Annotated in this window: 16 protein-coding genes; 8 read left to right on the forward strand and 8 right to left on the reverse strand. The window is 70.5% G+C overall.

The features are described 5' to 3' along the window. The gene (locus AC3E6M_RS02180; RefSeq protein WP_490528931.1) at positions 1-1,215 is read left to right on the forward strand and encodes a glycosyltransferase; all 1,215 of its coding nucleotides are present in this window, start codon (positions 1-3) and stop codon (positions 1,213-1,215) included. Here AC3E6M_RS02180 and AC3E6M_RS02185 read toward each other — a convergent pair. Beyond that, positions 1,191-1,508 carry a hypothetical protein gene (locus AC3E6M_RS02185; protein WP_490528932.1) on the reverse strand — a complete coding sequence of 106 codons (318 nt, stop codon included), beginning with the start codon at positions 1,506-1,508 and terminating at the stop codon, positions 1,191-1,193. The two genes, AC3E6M_RS02180 and AC3E6M_RS02185, sit on opposite strands and share 25 nt — an antisense overlap. An 85-nt stretch (positions 1,509-1,593) precedes the next feature. Here AC3E6M_RS02185 and AC3E6M_RS02190 point away from each other — a divergent pair, with 85 nt between their 5' ends. Beyond that, a complete protein-coding gene (locus AC3E6M_RS02190; RefSeq protein ID WP_490528933.1) occupies positions 1,594-2,583 on the forward strand; it encodes a GlxA family transcriptional regulator in 990 nt (329 codons plus the stop codon). 53 nt (positions 2,584-2,636) lie between these two features. On the opposite strand, the gene fae is transcribed toward AC3E6M_RS02190, so the two are convergent. The 6 genes from fae to AC3E6M_RS02220 form a co-directional block, all read right to left on the reverse strand. Beyond that, a complete protein-coding gene (gene fae, locus AC3E6M_RS02195; protein ID WP_490528934.1) occupies positions 2,637-3,146 on the reverse strand; it encodes a formaldehyde-activating enzyme in 510 nt (169 codons plus the stop codon). Further along, positions 3,146-4,090, reverse strand: coding sequence for a glycine betaine ABC transporter substrate-binding protein (locus tag AC3E6M_RS02200; RefSeq protein ID WP_138173946.1), 945 nt, complete (start codon positions 4,088-4,090; stop codon positions 3,146-3,148). The genes fae and AC3E6M_RS02200 overlap by 1 nt, the downstream gene beginning before the upstream one ends. A 52-nt stretch (positions 4,091-4,142) precedes the next feature. Continuing rightward, positions 4,143-4,934 (reverse strand): ABC transporter permease, encoded by a 792-nt coding sequence (locus AC3E6M_RS02205; protein ID WP_138173948.1) that lies wholly within the window; start codon positions 4,932-4,934, stop codon positions 4,143-4,145. Further along, entirely contained in the window at positions 4,931-5,968 is a 1,038-nt protein-coding gene (locus AC3E6M_RS02210) for an ABC transporter ATP-binding protein (RefSeq protein WP_490528935.1), read from the reverse strand. Before AC3E6M_RS02210 ends, AC3E6M_RS02205 begins: the two co-directional genes overlap by 4 nt. After that, entirely contained in the window at positions 5,961-6,626 is a 666-nt protein-coding gene (locus tag AC3E6M_RS02215; RefSeq protein WP_138173952.1) for an ABC transporter permease, read from the reverse strand. The genes AC3E6M_RS02210 and AC3E6M_RS02215 overlap by 8 nt, the downstream gene beginning before the upstream one ends. Before the next feature lie 105 nt (positions 6,627-6,731). Further along, entirely contained in the window at positions 6,732-7,595 is an 864-nt protein-coding gene (locus AC3E6M_RS02220) for an IclR family transcriptional regulator (protein WP_138173954.1), read from the reverse strand. Positions 7,596-7,747: 152 nt separating this feature from the next. Here AC3E6M_RS02220 and AC3E6M_RS02225 point away from each other — a divergent pair, with 152 nt between their 5' ends. The 5 genes from AC3E6M_RS02225 to AC3E6M_RS02245 are packed head-to-tail and all read left to right on the forward strand — an operon-like array spanning position 7,748 to position 13,835. Next, positions 7,748-8,677, forward strand: coding sequence for an NAD(P)-dependent oxidoreductase (locus AC3E6M_RS02225; RefSeq protein WP_252370923.1), 930 nt, complete (start codon positions 7,748-7,750; stop codon positions 8,675-8,677). Continuing rightward, positions 8,674-10,152 carry an NAD-dependent succinate-semialdehyde dehydrogenase gene (locus tag AC3E6M_RS02230; protein ID WP_490528936.1) on the forward strand — a complete coding sequence of 493 codons (1,479 nt, stop codon included), beginning with the start codon at positions 8,674-8,676 and terminating at the stop codon, positions 10,150-10,152. The genes AC3E6M_RS02225 and AC3E6M_RS02230 overlap by 4 nt, the downstream gene beginning before the upstream one ends. A 2-nt stretch (positions 10,153-10,154) precedes the next feature. Further along, positions 10,155-10,934: an SDR family oxidoreductase gene (locus AC3E6M_RS02235; protein WP_138173960.1), complete on the forward strand. Its 780-nt coding sequence runs from the start codon at positions 10,155-10,157 to the stop codon at positions 10,932-10,934. Positions 10,935-10,965: 31 nt separating this feature from the next. Next, positions 10,966-12,429: an FAD-binding oxidoreductase gene (locus AC3E6M_RS02240; protein WP_138173963.1), complete on the forward strand. Its 1,464-nt coding sequence runs from the start codon at positions 10,966-10,968 to the stop codon at positions 12,427-12,429. Further along, positions 12,429-13,835 carry an FGGY-family carbohydrate kinase gene (locus AC3E6M_RS02245; protein WP_138173964.1) on the forward strand — a complete coding sequence of 469 codons (1,407 nt, stop codon included), beginning with the start codon at positions 12,429-12,431 and terminating at the stop codon, positions 13,833-13,835. Before AC3E6M_RS02240 ends, AC3E6M_RS02245 begins: the two co-directional genes overlap by 1 nt. A 17-nt stretch (positions 13,836-13,852) precedes the next feature. Here AC3E6M_RS02245 and AC3E6M_RS02250 read toward each other — a convergent pair whose 3' ends face one another. Continuing rightward, the gene (locus AC3E6M_RS02250) at positions 13,853-15,229 is read right to left on the reverse strand and encodes a DUF2252 domain-containing protein (protein WP_252370924.1); all 1,377 of its coding nucleotides are present in this window, start codon (positions 15,227-15,229) and stop codon (positions 13,853-13,855) included. Between the two features lie 145 nt (positions 15,230-15,374). On the opposite strand from AC3E6M_RS02250, the gene AC3E6M_RS02255 reads away from it, so the two are divergent. Continuing rightward, positions 15,375-17,579, forward strand: a complete 2,205-nt coding sequence (locus AC3E6M_RS02255; RefSeq protein WP_490528937.1) for an ATP-dependent Clp protease ATP-binding subunit — start codon at positions 15,375-15,377, stop codon at positions 17,577-17,579. Positions 17,580-17,629 lie beyond the last annotated feature (50 nt).

Consider the following 17,629-nt stretch of genomic DNA (forward strand, 5'->3'; position numbering starts at 1 on the left):
GTGCACGTGGTGATGTTCGCCGACCAGCACGTCGAGTCGCTGGGCGGTGCACAAGTGTCGATGCGGCTGCAGCGGCGCTTCCTCGAGCGCGCCGGGCACACGGTGACCGTCGTGGCGCCGCGGCTGCACCGCCCCGCCGCAACCGACGCCGCGTACGTCGACATGCCCTCGATCCCGGTCACCCTCGACCGTGAGTACGCCCTCAGCTGGCCAGGGCGCCGGACCGACCGGTTCGTGGATGCCGCGATCGCGGCGCGTCCGCCCGTGGACGTCGTCCATGTGCAGGCCGATTTCTGGGGCGCGTTCATCGGGCACCGGTTCGCCGCGCGCCACGGGCTGCCGGTCGTGCACACGATGCACAACCGCGTCGACGTCGGCATCGAGGCCACCGCGCCGTTCCCGGGCGCGGTGCTGCGGCTGCTGAACGGGTGGGCGCGACGGGCGCTGCGCCCGGCGTCGCGCGCGCGAGGAACCCGCGATGCCGCTCGCGGGAGCGACGGGTGGACCTACCTTCGCCGGCTCGCCGCCCTGTCGGCGGCGGTCACCGCGCCCTCAGCGCACTTCGCGCGGCGCCTCGAGGCGCACGCCGCGGTGCCGCCTGGCGGGGGAGTCGACGTGATCTGGAACGGCATCGACGACGACGTCCTCGACGCGGCCGTCTCCTCCGGCGTGGGCGAGCGCCGCCCCGGCCGCCCGCGCTTCGTGTGGATCGGTCGCATGAGCCCCGAGAAGCGGCTGCTACCGTTCCTCGAGGCGGTCGCGGCCTCCGGCGTCGACGCCGAGGTCGAGGTGATCGGCGGAGGGGCGCAGTCGCGCGCGGCACGCCGCCTCGTGGAGCGCACGCGTCCGGTGGCATCCGTCCGGTTCTCGGGCCGGATGACGTACGCCCAGACGCTCGCCCGGCTCGCCGACGCCGACGCCGTGGTGCAGACGTCGATCGGCTTCGAGACGCAGGGGATGACGGTGTTCGAGGCCGCGTCCCTGGGGACTCCCGCCGTCGTCAGCGACCCCGACATCGCCGCGGAACTCGGCGGCGGGGTGTGGAGTGTCGCGGATGCCACGGTCCCGGCCCTCGCCGATGCCCTTCGTCGCGCGGCCGCCGATATCGCCGCCGGGACTCCGGTCGCGCCCGACGCGACGATCGGCGAACGGTTCCGCCAGTCGTCGCGCACAGCCGCGATGGTCGCGGTCTACGCCCGCGCCGCGTCGCGCTGAGCGCGCTGGGACCGGGTGGTCGCCCGTGCCGCGTCGCGCTCAGCGCGCCGGGACCGGGTGGTTACCCGCGCCGCGTCGCGCTGAGCGCGGAGCGCCGGGGCGTCCACAGGGTGGGCCGGGGCCGCGGCGGTCGGTGGAGCCGCCTTCTCGCTGCGGGACGGTGCGGGATCCGTCCCGGCGGGCAGACGCCGCGGGTCGGTGGGAACGCGACCGTAGCCGTCGGTGCCGATCAGCCACACCGTGGCGACGATCGCGACGAGGGCGAGGGCGGCGAGAGCGATGAGGTAAGCCATGGCAGATAAGCTACGTCTGTACGAATAGTGCCCACGAGTGGCATGATGGACGTCAATCGCCGCTTTTCTGCCAACCGGAGGATTCATGCGTTCCGTCGCCGTCGTCGTCCAGCCGGGCTTCGCCCCGTTCGAGTTCGGTCTCGCGTGCGAGGCGTTCGGCCTCGACCGCACCGACGACGGTGTCCCGAACTTCGACTTTCGCATCGTCAGTCCCGACCCGGGCGTGGTGCCGTCGAACATCGGGTTCTCGATCAACGTCGAGCGGGGCCTCGACGCCGCGGAGGATGCCGACATCCTCGTGCTCGCCCCCATCCCCCGGGAGCGGTGGGGTGCCGTCGACGTCCGCGTTCTCGACCTCGTGCGCCGCGTGCACGCGCGCGGCGCGTGGCTGCTGAGCGTGTGCAGCGGGTCGTTCGTCCTCGCCGACTCCGGAGTGCTCGACGGACGCCGGGCCACCACGCACTGGCGGTATGCGCCGTTGATGGCCCGCATGTACCCCCGGATCGAGGTCGATCCCGACGTGCTCTACGTGCAGTCGGACAACATCATCACGAGCGCCGGCACGGCGGCCGGTCTCGACGCGTGCCTGCACCTGCTGCGGCAGGAGCTCGGCGCCGAGCTCACGAACCGCATCGCCCGGCGCATGGTCGTCGCGCCCCAGCGGGATGGCGGCCAGGCGCAGTTCATCGCGTCACCGCTCCCGGTCGACACCTCGCTCTCCCTCGCCCCGGTCACCGAGTGGATGCTGCAGAACCTCGACGCCGATCTGCCGGTGGAGCGTCTCGCGGCGCGCGCCCACATGTCGCCGCGCACGTTCGCTCGGCGGTTCAAGGCCGACTTCGGGGCGACCCCGGCGGCGTGGCTCGCGCGTCAGCGGCTGCTGCACGCGCAGCGGCTCCTGGAAGAGACCGATCTCGGCCTCGACCGCATCGCGGCCGAATGCGGCTTCGGGTCCGCCGCGGTGCTGCGCCAGAACTTCGCCCGCACGATGGGGCTGACCCCGACCGCCTATCGGGCGCGGTTCTCGTGCGCGGATGACGTGGTCGCGGCGTCCCGCGAGGCGATCCCGGCCTGACGGACGAATGCGGCCCCGCCCCCCGAAGGGGTGGGGCCGCATTCGGCGTCGGATCAGGACGCGGGAGTGAAGAACGGGTTCGAGGGCGCGGTGCGCGCCGCGAGCACGTCTTCCGTCGCCGGAAGCGACCGCGCCCCGTTGCGGATCGCCTCGCGGGCGGCCTGGCGGTTGTTGCGGTAGATCTGCTCGGCGTCCGTCGCGGCGGGATTGACCCACACAGCGGCGATGACCGCGTGAGAGTCCGCCCACTCGGCCGGGATGTCTCCCTCCGCAAGGGCATCGGCGACACCGGATGCCACACCTGCCTGCGCGGGGCCCCAGATCAGCAGCCCGTGGGCATCGTTCTCGGGAGCGGATTTGGTGACGAACAGCGTGAGCGGTTTCACTGGGAGGGAGGGGCGCAGGACGGCCACGAAGGGCACGTGGCCCGCGGTCGGCGACGCCAGAGCCGTCGCCCACGCCGTTCCCACGGGACCGTCGCGATGTCCGAGCACCGTGTTGATGTGGGCCGCGTGCGCCCCGTCGCCGACGAAGCTCTCCCCGATCTGCACGTCGACCGACATCAGATGAGCCCCTGCTCCTTCAGCCAGTCCGTCGCGACGTCCTCGGGGTCTTCTCCGTCGACGTCGACCTTGGCGTTGAGCTTCTGCATCTCCTCCGTCGTGAGCAACGACGAGATCTCGGCGATGACGTCCGCGATGGCGGGGTACTCGTCGAGGGTCGACTGCTTGAGGGTGAAGGCACCCTGGTACACGGGGAAGAACTCCTTGTCGTCCTCCAGCACGACGAGATCGAGCGCGGGGATGCGGCCGTCTGTCTGGAACACCTCGCCGAAGTTGCAGTCGTCGCCCTTCTGGGTGGCCGTGTAGATGACGCCCGTGTCCAGCAGGGCGACGTTGGAGTCGGGCACGTTCAGGCCGTACGCGGCCTTCAGCCCCGGCCAGCCGTCGTCACGGGTCGAGAACTCGCTCTCGATGCAGAAGGTCTGCTCGTTCACCGGCAGCTTGGCGACGTCCGAGAGGGTCTTGACCCCGAGCTCCTCGGCCTTGTCGGCGCGGATCGCGAACGCGTAGGTGTTGTTCAACGGGGCCGGGTCGAGCCAGGCGATGCCGTTGGCCGCATCCGCTTTCTTCGTCGCCTCGAACTGCGCTTCGGCGCCGGGGACGGGTGCGGTGTTGCCGTTGTAGGTGATCCACGAGGTGCCGGTGTACTCCCAGTACCCGAGGAACTCGTCGTTCTCGAGCGCCTGGCGCACGTTCGCGGAACCGACGAGCTTCGTGTTGGCCTCGACGTCCGCGCCGCGGGCGTTGAGCAGCTCGGTCGTGATGTGGGCCAGGATGTACTGCTCCGAGAAGTCCTTGGAGCCGATCTGGCCCGTGAGGCCGGCGAGTTCGTCGCTGCCACCGGCGGCGGATCCGGTGGAGCCGGAACCTCCGGAACAGGCGGTGAGGGCGAGGGCGCCGAGCGCCGCGACGGCGGTCAGCGAGAGAAGCGGACGACGCTTCATTGTGTCTCCTTGGGGTGTGGTGCGGTGGATGGTGCGGGTGGAGCGGCGGGGATCAGATCCCCTTGGGGGTGAGCAGGTCTTCGGCGACGCCGGCGATCCAGTCGATGAGCAGAGCGATGCAGGCGACCAGGACGGCGCCGACGACGAGGACCGGGTAGCGCTGCAGCTTGAGGCCGTTGACGATCATGTCGCCGAGGCCGCCGGCGTTGATGAAGGTCGCGATGGTCGCGACGCCGACGCAGAAGACGAGCGCCGTGCGCAGCCCCGCGAGGATGACGGGGACGGCGAGCGGGAGTTCGATGCGGGCGAGGACCTGGACGGGTGTCATCCCCATGCCGCGGGCCGATTCCCGGATCGCGCCGTCGACCTGCTCGATGCCGATCATCGTGTTGCGCAGCACCGGGAGGAACGCGTAGATCACGAGCGCCACCAGCGCGGTCGTGTATCCCGTCTGCCAGACGATGGCGAGAAGGATCACGACACCGACCGCCGGCGTGGCCTGGCCGATGTTGGCCAGCGCCAGGACGACGGCCCGGACGGTGCGCGAGGGGGTCTTGGCGAGCGCGATGCCGAGGGGGATGGCCAGGACGGCCACGAGCGCGGAGGCGGCGACCGTGAGGCTCAGGTGCTCGCCGATGCGGAGGAAGAGGTAGTCGGCGTTGATCGTCCGCTGCTCGATCGAGTCGAGGGTCAGCGACGACACCCAGAGGAAGAGGGCGGCGAGGACGACCACGACGATCGCGGGGGTGAGCAGCCGGCGCCACACCTTCGTGGAACGCGTCCGGCGCGTCGCGGCCAGGCGCGCGGCGCCGATGCTCTGCGTCTCGGTGGTGACGGTGGTCATCGTGCGCCGTTCGAACGGGCGGAGAGGTCGGTGACCTCGACACCGAGGGCCGCGGAGATCCGCTCGATCGTGAGGGTTCCGCGCACCCGGTCGTCGCCGTCGACGACCGGGACCGAGGGCGAGCCGTGGAGGATGAGCAGATCCAGCGCATCACGGAGGTTGTCGGTGAGCGCGACCCTGACCGGTCCGGCATCCGTCACCGGTCCGAGGGGGGCGTCGGCGACCGGGATGAGGGCGAGGCGCTTGAGGGCGGCCCCGCGCCCGATGAAGGAGCGCACGTAGTCGTTGGCCGGGGCGGCGAGGATCGCCGCCGGCGTGTCGAACTGCTCGATGCGGCTGCGCTCGGACAGCACCGCGATCCGGTCGCCCAGGCGGATGGCCTCGTCGAAGTCGTGCGTGACGAAGATGATCGTCTTGCCGATCGACTCCTGGAGTCGGAGGAACTCCGCCTGTAGGCGCTCGCGGGTGATCGGGTCCGTCGCCCCGAACGGCTCGTCCATCAGCATGACCGGCGGGTCGGCTGCCAGGGCGCGGGCGACGCCGACGCGCTGCTGCTGGCCACCCGAGAGCTGTCGCGGATAGCGCGAGGAGAAATCGCCGCTGAGCTGAACCGTGTCGAGGAGTTCTTCGACGCGGTCGGCGGTGCGTTTCTTCGACCACCCCAGCAGCTTCGGGACGACGGCGATGTTCTCGCCGATGGTCATGTGGGGGAAGAGCCCGATCTGCTGGATGACGTAGCCGATGTGACGGCGCAGCTCGTTCGGGTTCAGCGACAGCACGTCGCGGCCGTCGATCGAGATCGTGCCCGACGTGGGTTCGATGATCCGGTTGATCATCTTCATGGTCGTGGTCTTGCCGCACCCGGACGGGCCGACGAACATGATCAGCTCGCCCGGATCGACGTCCATCGAGAACGCGTCGACGGCGGGCACCGACTGCCCCGGGTACACCTTGGTCACGGATTCGAGGCGGATGCCGACTCCCGATGAGGCGTTCGCGCCGGCCGGCCGGGAAGTGGTGGTGGTGTCAGACACGGAGCCCCCTTGAGGTGGTGACGCGGGTGATGAGGACGAAGGCGGCATCGATGAGGAGAGCCAGGACGATGACGCCGAGGGTTCCCGTCAGCGCGAAGTTCAGCGCGTTCTTCGAGCCGAGCGACGAGAGCCCCTTGAAGATGAACTGGCCCAGGCCCGGTCCCGCGACGTAGGCGGCGATCGCGGCGATACCGATGGTGAGCTGGGCGGCCACGCGGACGCCGGTGAGGATGATCGGCCACGCGATCGGGAGCTGTACGGATAGAAGGATGCGCGCGGGCGACATCCCCATGCCCTTCGCGGACTCCATGATGGCCGCCGGCACTTCGCGGAGCCCCACGACGGTGTTCCGCACGATCGGGAGCAGCGAGTAGAAGACCAGCGAGAACACCGTCGGCGTCCAGCCGAGCCCCAGCACGGGGGTCAGCAGCGCGAGGAGGGCGAGGGACGGAATCGTCAGGGCGACGCCGGCGGCGGCGATCGTGACGGCGCGGGAGACCGGGCGGTTCCAGACGCCGATGCCGATCGCGATGCCGATCACCGCCGCGATGACGATACTCAGCGCCACGACGGCGACGTGCTGCAGCACGAGCTCCAGGATGTCGTCGCTGCGGCGGCTCCAGAAAGTGAGGAGTCCGCCGAGGTCGAAGTCGGACATGCGTCGCACTCCTCTCCTCATCGAGATGGGCCGTGGATCACGGCTGCGGCTGACTGTAAAGCGGGGGGATGATTATCTTCAACCGGTGTTGCGCATATGGCAATCTCAGGCGCCCGGGGTGTTCCCCGCGAAACCGATCGACCGGGAGAGGTCCTTCGCGCTGGAGGCCACGAAGCGCGCGAGGCCCTCGAGCCGATCGCCGATGCGGGTCTTGGGCGCACTCACGTTCAACGCCGCGACGATGCGCCCGGTGAAGTCGCGCACCGGGGCGCTCGCCCCCACGACGCCCAACTCGAGCTCCTCGTCGAGGAGGGCGTATCCCGTCGCTCGGATGCGGGACAGCTCGGCACGCAGGCTTCCCAGGTCGGAGACGACCTGACGATCGGCGGGAGGACTGGGCAGCACGGAGAACCCCGCGGCGTGCGGGGGGACCGGGCCTACGATCGCCTGATCCTGGCCGTGCTCGGCGTACCACCGCTCGAGGGAGTCCTCGTCCCAATCGCTCAGCAGCACGCGGCCCGACGGTGTCCGCCATGCCGCGGTCGTGACCCCCTCCCATCCCGTGGTGCGGAACTCGTGCGGGCTGAGCTCGCTCGCGATGGTCAGCACGTTCCCACCGCGGAGGACGCAGAGGTGGGTGGTCTCGCGGGCCCGTTGCGCGACTCGTCGCAGGATCGGCTGCGATTCCCGCGTGAGGGTGCTTTCGACGGTGAGGGCGGCGAGGGCGTAGAGACGGGCGCCGAGGCGGTAGGCCAGGGTGTTCTCGTCACGGTCGACCAGCCCGGCGTCGGCCAGGGTGGCCAGGCTGCGGGAGACGACGGCCTTGTCTCGGGCGGTGATCTGCGCGACCCTCGAGACCCCGAGCCCCCCGCCGGCGACGGCTTCCGCCGACCCGAGGATCTCGAGGATCTCCACGTCGCGGGCGAGGCCCGAGGAGTTGCGACGCGGGGCAGGGGAGTGATCTGTCATGGCGGGAACCCTAGCCCGTTGCCATATTCACATCAAGGGATGCTCCCACGGCATCCTCGATCTATGGTGTCCCTGCGGTCGCCGATGGCGGGCTCGATGACGAGAGCCGCAGGAGCGCCCGCCCCCGATCCACGATCTCAAGGACTGGTCCCGTGACGAAGCGCACACTCACCGTCGGATTCATCGGCCTCGGCAGCATGGGAAGCGGAATGACCCGCAACCTGCAGGCCTCCGGCTTCCCCCTGGTCGTCACCGACGTGCGGCCGGAAGTCGCCGCGGAGGCGGTGTCCCGTGGCGCCGTCTGGGTGGAGACGGCGGCCGAGGTGGCATCCCGGTCCGATCTGGTGATCACGATGCTGCCCACCCCGCGCCACGTCGAGCAGGTGCTCCGCGGGCCGGACGGCTTGCTGGAGGCACTGCCGGATGGGGGGACGTGGGTCGACATGTCCACGTCCGTGCCGGAGGTCGCCGACCGCGCTCGCACCGATCGTCCCGACCTGCACATCCTCGACGCGCCGGTGAGCGGGATGTCCGTCGGTGCCGCCAACGGGACGCTGCAGATCTTCATCGGCGGCGACGCCGACGACGTCGAGCGCCTCCGCGAGGTGTTCGAGGCCATGGGCGAGCCCGAGCGGATCCTGCACGTGGGCGGCCACGGTGCGGGATACGCGGTGAAGCTCATGATCAACCAGCTGTGGTTCTCCCACCTCATCGCCACCGCGGAGGTGCTCTCGGTCGGTGTGAAGGCCGGGGTCGACCTCGAGGTGCTGCGTCGCGCCCTGGTCGCGAGCCCCGCGAACAGCAATTTCGTCGAGCACGACGTTCTGTCGATCCTCGATCACGGCGACTACGACGAGGGTTTCGCGCTCGCGCTGGCCTGCAAGGACCTCGGCCTCTCGGTGGACCTGGCGCGCTCGGTCGGGATGCCGTACGAGCTGTCCGGCCTCGTGGACCAGCAGTTCCGTCGCGCCAAGGCGATGTACGGCGACCGTGCCGGCGAGATGGTGCCGTTCCGCCTGTACGAGGACCTGCTCGGCGACCCGCTCCGCCGCGCTGCCGCTCCCGCGGGAGCCACGCGATGACCGACGAACGCGCCTTCCTGGCCTCTCTCCCCACCGACCTCTTCATCGACGGCGCCTGGCTCCCCGCCTCGACCGGCGACCGGTTCGACGTCATCGACCCCTCCACCGGCGACGTGCTCGCCACCGTCGCCGATGCGAGCGTCGCCGACGGGGACGCCGCGCTCGCCGCGGCCCACCGTGCGCAGGAGTCGTGGGGGCGCACCGCCCCACGGGAGCGCGCCGAGATCCTGCGCCGCGCGTTCGACCTCGTCACCGCGCGCGCCGAGGACTTCGCCCTCGCGATGACGCTCGAGATGGGGAAGCCTCTCGCCGAGGCACGCGGCGAGGTCGCCTACGGCGCGGAGTTCCTCCGCTGGTTCAGCGAGGAGGCTCCCCGCATCGCCGGGCGGTACTCGACCGCGCCCGACGGTCGCAACCGTCTGCTGGTCGTTCAGAAGCCGGTCGGTCCGTGCCTGTTCATCACGCCGTGGAACTTCCCCCTCGCCATGGCCACCCGCAAGATCGCTCCGGCGATCGCCGCGGGCTGCACCATGGTGCTCAAGCCCGCCGCCCTCACCCCGCTCACGGCGCTCCTCCTCACCGAGGTACTGCGCGAGGCCGGCCTTCCGGACGGCGTGCTCAACGTCATCCCGACGACGCACGCCGGCGCCGTCACCGGCCCGCTCGTGCGCGACCCCCGGCTCCGCAAGCTCTCCTTCACCGGCTCCACGGGCGTCGGCCAGCGACTCATCGCCGACTCGGCCGCCCAGGTACTGCGGGTGTCGATGGAGCTCGGGGGAAACGCACCCTTCCTCGTCTTCGAGGACGCCGACCTGGATGCCGCCGTTGACGGTGCCGTGCTGGCGAAGATGCGCAACGGGGGTGAGGCGTGCGTGGCGGCGAACCGCTTCCTCGTGCACGAGTCCGTCGCAGCCGAGTTCGCCGAGCGTTTCTCCGCCCGCATCGGCGCCTTCGTCCCCGCGCGCGGGACCGACCCGTCGTCCACGGTCGGACCCCTCGTCGACGCGGCCACTCGCGACAAGGTCGCGTCCCTCGTCGACGGGGCCGTCGCCCAGGGTGCCCGCGTCGCCGTGGGCGGTGCCGCGATCCCCGGCCCCGGATACTTCTACCAGCCGACTGTCCTCGTCGACGTGCCCGCCGACGCCGACATCCTCCGCGAGGAGATCTTCGGTCCCGTTGCGCCGATCCTGACGTTCGGCGACGAGGAGGAGGCGATCCGCCTGGCCAACGACACCGAGTTCGGCCTCGTCTGCTTCGCCTACACGCGAGATCTCGACCGGGGACTCCGCCTGGCCGAGCGCCTGGAGACCGGCATGCTGGGGCTCAACGCCGGCGTCGTCTCCAACCCCGCCGCGCCCTTCGGCGGCGTCAAGCAATCGGGCCTCGGCCGCGAGGGCGGGGCCGAAGGCATCCACGAATACCTCGAGACCGTCTACGTCGGCATCGCCGACCCGTTCGCCTCCCGGAGCGCCTGACCATGGACATCAGCGAATTCACGCCCGACTTCTTCTCGTTGGCCGGCAAGACCGCCATCGTGACCGGGGGGAACGGCGGCCTCGGTCGGGCGTTCTCCGTCGCGCTCGCCGCGGCCGGAGCGAACGTGTTCGTCCCGTCGCTCATGGACGACGACGGTGAGACCGCCCGGCTGGTCGAGGCGCACGGACGGGCCTACGCGTTCGCGCAGTCCGACATCACCGCGGCGGGCGAACCCGATCGTGTCGTGCGCGCGTGCGTCGACCGTTTCGGCGGCGTCGACGTGCTCGTCAACTCCGCGGGTATCAACCTGCTGAGCGAGGACGTGGTCGCCTTCGATCGCGCCAAGTGGGACCCGATGATCGCGGTCAACCTCACCGCCGCCTTCGACTTCGCGCGCGCGGCGGCCGAGGTCATGATCCCGCACCGCCGCGGCAAGATCATCAACATCGCCTCGCTCTTCTCGTTCCTCGGCGGGCGCCAGTCGCCCGCGTACGCGGCATCCAAGGCCGGTATCGTCGGCTTCACGAAGGCCTACGCCGACGAGCTGGGTGCATTCGGCATCCAGGTCAACGCCGTCGCGCCCGGGTACTTCGCGACGGCGCTCACCGAGAAGACCCGGTCGGATGCCGAGGCGAACCGCCGCATCGTCGACCACGTCCCCGCCGGTCGGTGGGGCGACCCCGCCGACCTCATGGGCGCGGTCGTCTTCCTCGCCAGCCGCGCCAGCGACTACGTCACCGGGCACACGCTCGTCGTCGACGGCGGCTACCTGCTGCGCTGACCCGATTTCCCACCGATCCAGGAAGACCGACATGGCCGATTCCCGTTCCCCGCTGACCCGTTCCGACATCGCCACGCGTCTGACCGACCTGCTCGGCGCCGACGCCGTCGACACCCGTGAAGCCGAGCTGCGCGACGCCAGCGTCGACCGCTTCAAGAAGTACTCCGCCGTGCACGGCATCTTCGACGGGCCCTTCCCGGCGGCGATCGTGTACCCCCGCTCGACCGACGAGGTCGCCGCGGTGCTGCGCTTCGCCGACGAGAACCGCATCGCGATCGTGCCCCGCACGGGCCGCACCGCCACCGAGGGCGGTCTCGAGACCGTCGTCGCCGACACGATCGTGCTCGACGGTTCGCGCATGGACGCGACCCTCGCGATCGACACCGTGGACATGATGGTCACCGTGCAGTGCGGGGCTCCGTTGCAGCGCGTCGAGGACGAACTGCGCGCGCGGGGCTACACGACCGGGCACTCGCCCCAGTCGAAGCCGCTGGCCCAGTACGGCGGCCTCGTCGCGACCCGGTCGATCGGGCAGTTCTCCACGCTGTACGGAGGCATCGAAGACATGGTGGTGGGGCTCGAGGCGGTCCTCGCCGACGGCACCGTGACGCGCATCAAGAACGTGCCGCGGCGCGCGGCCGGCCCCGACATCCGTCACCTGATCATCGGGAACGAGGGTGCGTTCGCGTTCGTGACCGAGGTCACCGTGAAGATCTGGCCGTATACGCCCGAGAACAACCGGTACTTCGGGTTCCTCACCGACGATTTCGGCGCCGGTGTCGACCTGCTCCGTGAACTCGTGACACAGGGGTACCGTCCCTCCGTGGCGCGCGTGTACTCGCCGGAGGACGCTCGCCAGCACTTCTCGCACTTCCACGAGGGAAAGAGCGTCGTCGTGCTGGTGGCGGAGGGGCCTCGCCGTCTGGCGGAGGCGACGGCCGAGGCCATCGAGGAGGCCGCCGAGGGCACGTCGCTCGAGCGCGTCGACGACTCCCTGATCGAGACCTGGTTCGACAATCTGAACTGGGGGCAGGACAAGATCGACCGCGAGAAGCGGGAGATGCTCGAGAGCGCGCACCTCGGCTATACCACCGAGGTCTCGGTCGACTGGTCGCGCGTGGTCGAGCTGTACGAATCCGTCATGGCGCGCGTGCGCCGGGAATTCCCCCGAGCGGCCGATCTGACGATGCTGGGCGCGCACTCCTCGCACAGCTACCAGACGGGCACGAACCTGTACTTCGTGTACGACTACGACATCCGCTGCGAACCGCGCGAGGAGATCACCGAATACCACGAGCCGCTGAACGCGATCGTCGTCGAGGAGGCGCTGCGCCTGGGCGGGTCCATGGTGCACCACCACGGAATCGGCAAGTACCGCACGCCGTGGACGGCGCAGGAGCACGGCAGTGCCCTCGTTCTGCTCGAGCGCATGAAGGCCGCACTCGATCCGAACGGCATCATGAACCCCGGCACCATCTTCGCGCTGGAGGCCTGATGCCGGTCGTCGTCGCGATCGACAACGGATCGCAGTCGACGAAGGTCCTCGTCGTCGACGAGGAGGGGCGAGTGCGTGCGCAGGCGCGCGTGGGGCTGCGGCCCTACGCGACGCCGGAGTCGGGGCACAGCGTCCACCCGGACGACGACGTCTGGGACTCGATCGCCCGCGCGTGCCGCACGGCGATGGAGCGTTTCGACGGCGACCCCGGCGAGATCGTGGGGATCGGGCTGTGCACGATCCGGTTCTGCCGCGCGCTTCTGCGCGCCGACGGCACGCTGGCCGAGCCGCTGCTCAGCTGGATGGACGAGAGGGTCTCGCGCCGGCACGTCGCCTCTCCCGAGGTGGCGCACGTGTCGACCTCTTCCGGATACATCGCGCACCGGCTCACGGGGGAGTTCCGCGACGCGGCGGGGAACTACCAGGGCGTCTGGCCCATCGATCAGCAGACCTGGCGGTGGTCGGACGACCCGGATGCCGCGGTCTCCACCGGGATGGACCGGGCCCTGCTGAGCGACCTCGTGGATCCGGGTGCAGAACTCGGTCGGGTGACATCGGCGGCTGCCGCCCTGACCGGGTTGCCCGAGGGGGTCCCCGTCTACGCCACCTCGAACGACAAGGCCGTCGAAGCACTCGGGGCCGGCCTGGCCTCGGATGCGGACGTGCTGCTGTCGTTGGGAACCTACATCGCCGCGATGACGGTCGCCGACCGGCCCGGGGGCGGTGCCCACCACTGGGTCAACTTCGGATGCCGCCCCGGACAGTACCTGGCGGAGTCGACCGGCATCCGTCGGGGGATGTGGACGGTGAGCTGGCTGCGCGATCTGCTGCACCCGACGTCACCCGACGATGATCTGTACGCGTTCGATCGCGTTCTGGGCGCCGAGGCCGAGGCGGTGAGTCCCGGATGCGACGGTGTCGCGACCGTGCTGGACTGGCTCGCCCCGGGCGACGAACCGAACCGGCGAGGGGCTTTCGTGGGGTTCTCCGGAGCGCAGGGCCGGGGGCACCTCTATCGAGCGGTGCTGGAGGCCATCGCGTTCACCATGGCCGACCACATCGACGCGATGGAGCGCGAGCGCGGGGCCGTCGCCGACGGCGTGATCGTCACCGGCGGCGGCGCGCAGTCGCCGCTTCTCGTCCAGATCGTCGCCGACGTCGTGGGGCGCCCGGTTCGCCGTGCCCTGGTCGACGACGCGGCCGGCATCGGTGCCGCGATCTGCGCCGCGGTCGGTTCGGGCATGCATCGCGACTGGGACAGCGCGGTCGCCGCGATGGCGGGCACCGGGGAGCCCGTGCTCCCCTCCGACACGGCCGAGACCTACCAGGCTCTGCGCGCGTGGCACCGCGGCATCCGGTCCCGCGTGGCGGAGATGTCCGACTGGATGGCCACCGCCCGCCCGTGACGCCGCGGTCGCGCGCGTCAGACGTGTGCGGCGACGAACGCGGCGTGATCCTCGCGGGCGACGTCGGCGTACGCGAACGCCCACGGCACGAGAGCCTCGGTCAACGCGTGCCCGGCGCCGGCGTAGCCGGCGATGTCGGGGGCCTGCGGGGACTGCGCGTGGGCGCGGGCGAGCGTGATCGCGCACGCCTGGGCGTAGCGGCGGAAGGGCTTGTCCGCGAGCTCGACCATCTCGATCCCACCCTTCATGTCGTGGAACTGCCGCACGTAGAAGTCGGCGTCGACGCCGCGCACGTGGCCGAGGAACGGGTCGGAGACGCCCTGCAGGACACGCTGCAGCGCCACCACGCGCGCGCCCTCGCCGTCGGCGGCGACGAGCGAGGTCAGCGCCTCGGGCTGGCGGATGCCGCCGAACTGCTGCAGCACGCTCGCTCCGGCCTGCTTTCCCTGGAGGACGAAGGCGTGCCCGTCGCCGTCCTGCAGCAGCAAGAGGTAGCACCGCGTCCCGACGCTGCCGACCCCGACGACGCGGCGGGCGACGTCGCTGAGGTCGTACTGTTCGAGCGTCATCCGCACATCGACGTTCGCCGAGGTGCGGTATGCCCCGTCGACGGCGAGGACCCGGGCGGCGACCTCCGCGTCGACGGGGGTCATCGTCGGCGGCTGATGCGTGAAGGTGAGGCGGCCGGAGCCCGCGTCGGCGGTCAGTCGACGCACTGCCCGTGCCCCGGTCCGGCGCTCGGCGTCGGCGATCGCGCGCGTCAGGACTTCGCGCGACGCGCGGTCGTAGGAGCCGATCGCCTCGTGCGCGTTGAAGTGCTCGAAGTGGCGGTCGATGGGGTCCCGTTCGACGAGTCCCGCGATCGCCCGGACATAGGCCCGCACCGTCGAGGCGACGGCGTCGCGGACGATCGCGGGGTCGCGATCGGTCTCGCCTCCGGCGAGGACGACGCTCGTGAGCAGTCGCTTCAGGTCCCATTCCCACGGCGCCCACGCTGCTTCGTCGAAGTCGTTGAGGTCGAAGACGAGCGTGCGCTGCGGTGAGGCGTAGAAACCGAAGTTCGCGACGTGGGCGTCTCCGCACGATGCGACGTGGATGGGCGTCGAGGGATCGCGGGCGAGGTCGGCCGCCATGACGGCCGCCGCGCCGCGGTAGAAGGCGAACGGGGTTGCCGACATCCGCTCGATCCGCAGCGGAACCAGTTCGGGGATGCGGGTGGCGTTCTGGGCTTCGAGGATGCCGAGCGGGTCACGTCCTTCGACGGTGAGGCGCCCGAGGTCGCGTCGCGGCACGCGCTGCCGCGCCTCTCGTCCGCGCGCGCGGCGTTCGGAGGCCGAGGGCGGCGGGTTCCACGGGATGTCCGGGCGGGGTGCGGCGGCAGGCGGCGTGCTCACGCGCTCACCCTAGACCCGGGGGTGCTCGCGTCGTCGGGAAGGGTCCTGCCGGTCGCGCACCCTCCATTGCCTCGAATGCACCCGACTGCTAAACTTGAGTCAACGCAACTCAACTTTGAAGCGTGACAGATTTCCAGGAGACACCATGAACGCCACTCAGCAGCCGGGGCAGGAGGACGCGCGCAGCGCCCTCGAGCAGTTCGGCATCAACCTCACCGACCGCGCCCGCCAGGGCAAGCTCGATCCCGTCATCGGTCGCGACAGCGAGATCCGGCGGGTCAGTCAGGTCCTCACACGCCGCACCAAGAACAACCCGGTCCTCATCGGCGAGCCCGGCGTCGGCAAGACCGCCGTCGTCGAGGGCCTCGCTCAGCGCATCGTCGCGGGCGATGTCGCCGAAAGCCTCAAGAACAAAGAGCTCGTCGCCCTCGACATCTCCGCACTCGTGGCCGGGGCGATGTACCGCGGCCAGTTCGAGGAACGCCTCAAGAGCGTCCTGAAAGAGATCACCGAGTCCGACGGACGCATCATCACGTTCATCGACGAACTGCACGTGCTGATGGGCGCGGGCGGCGGCGAGGGTTCGGTCGCGGCATCGAACATGCTCAAGCCCATGCTCGCCCGCGGCGAGCTGCGCCTCATCGGCGCGACGACGCTCGACGAGTACCGCGAGTTCATCGAGAAGGATGCCGCGCTCGAACGCCGTTTCCAGCAGGTCTACGTCGGCGAACCGACGGTCGAAGACACGATCGCGATCCTCCGCGGTCTCAAGGAGCGGTACGAGGCGCACCACAAGGTCGCGATCGCCGACGCGGCGCTCGTGGCGGCGGCATCCCTGTCCAACCGCTACATCCCGTCGCGCCAGCTGCCCGACAAGGCGATCGACCTCATCGACGAAGCCGCGTCGCGCCTGCGCATGGAGATCGACTCGGCTCCGCTCGAGATCGACGAGCTGCGCCGGCACGTCGACCGGCTCAAGCTCGAAGAGCTCGCGCTGAAGAAAGAGAAGGATGCCGCCTCGAAGGAGCGCCTGGCGACGCTGCGCGAGACCCTCGCCGCCGAGCAGTCCAAGCTCGACGAGCTGCAAGCGCGGTGGGAGCAGGAGCGCGCCTCGCTCAACCGCGTCGGAGACCTGAAGACCCGACTCGACGCGGCCCGGGGGGACGCCGAGCGCGCCCAGCGCGAGGGCAACCTCGAGCGCGCATCGCGCCTGCTGTACGCCGACATCCCGGCCCTCGAGCGGGAGCTCATGACGGCCGAGCGCGAGGAGCCCGCGGGCGACCGCATGGTCAACGACCAGGTCACCGACGAGGACATCGCCGCCGTGATCGCCGCGTGGACCGGCATCCCGGTGGGTCGCCTGCTGCAGGGCGAGACCGAGAAACTCCTGCACCTCGAGCGCGAGCTCGGCAAGCGCCTGATCGGCCAGAAGGATGCCGTGAAGGCGGTGTCCGACGCGGTGCGCCGCTCGCGCGCGGGAATCAGCGACCCGAACCGCCCGGTCGGCTCGTTCCTCTTCCTCGGCCCCACGGGCGTCGGCAAGACCGAGCTCGCCAAGGCGCTCGCCGACTTCCTCTTCGACGACGAGCACGCCATGGTGCGCATCGACATGTCGGAGTACGGCGAGAAGCACTCCGTCGCCCGCCTCGTCGGTGCACCTCCGGGATACATCGGCTACGAGCAGGGCGGTCAGCTCACCGAGGCCGTGCGTCGCCGACCGTACAGTGTGGTGCTCCTCGACGAGGTCGAGAAGGCCCACCCCGAGGTGTTCGACATCCTGCTGCAGGTCATGGACGACGGTCGGCTGACCGATGGTCAGGGTCGCACGGTCGACTTCACCAACGTCATCCTGATCCTGACGTCCAACCTCGGTTCGTCGATCCTCATCGACCCGACGCTGCCGATCGAGGTCAAGCGCGAGCAGGTGCAGGCGCTCGTCCGGCAGGCGTTCAAGCCGGAGTTCGTGAACCGTCTCGACGACATCGTGATCTTCCAGGCGCTCAGCGAGGACGACCTCGCCCAGATCGTCGAACTCGCGGTGGACGCGCTGCACAAGCGGCTGCGGGAGCGCCGGCTCACGCTGGCGGTCACGCCCGATGCGCGGTCCTGGCTCGCCGAGCGCGGCTACGACCCGGTGTACGGCGCGCGGCCCCTCCGCCGCCTGATCCAGTCCGAGGTGCAGAACCGCCTCGCGATGGCGATCCTCGCGGGGGGAGTGCACGACGGCGACCTCGTGAAGGTCGACGTCGCGAGCGACGGCGAGTCCCTCGTGCTCACGAGCGCGGGGCCGTCCGCCGAGGCCGAAGATCCCGGCGACGACGACGTGATCGAGGCCGAGATCGTCGAGTAGTCGCATGCCGAGGGGATGCCGCGCCGGGTGCGTGGCATCCCCTCGTCGGT

The organism is Microbacterium sp. SCPM-O-B-15248 (M128) (genome assembly GCF_058214835.1).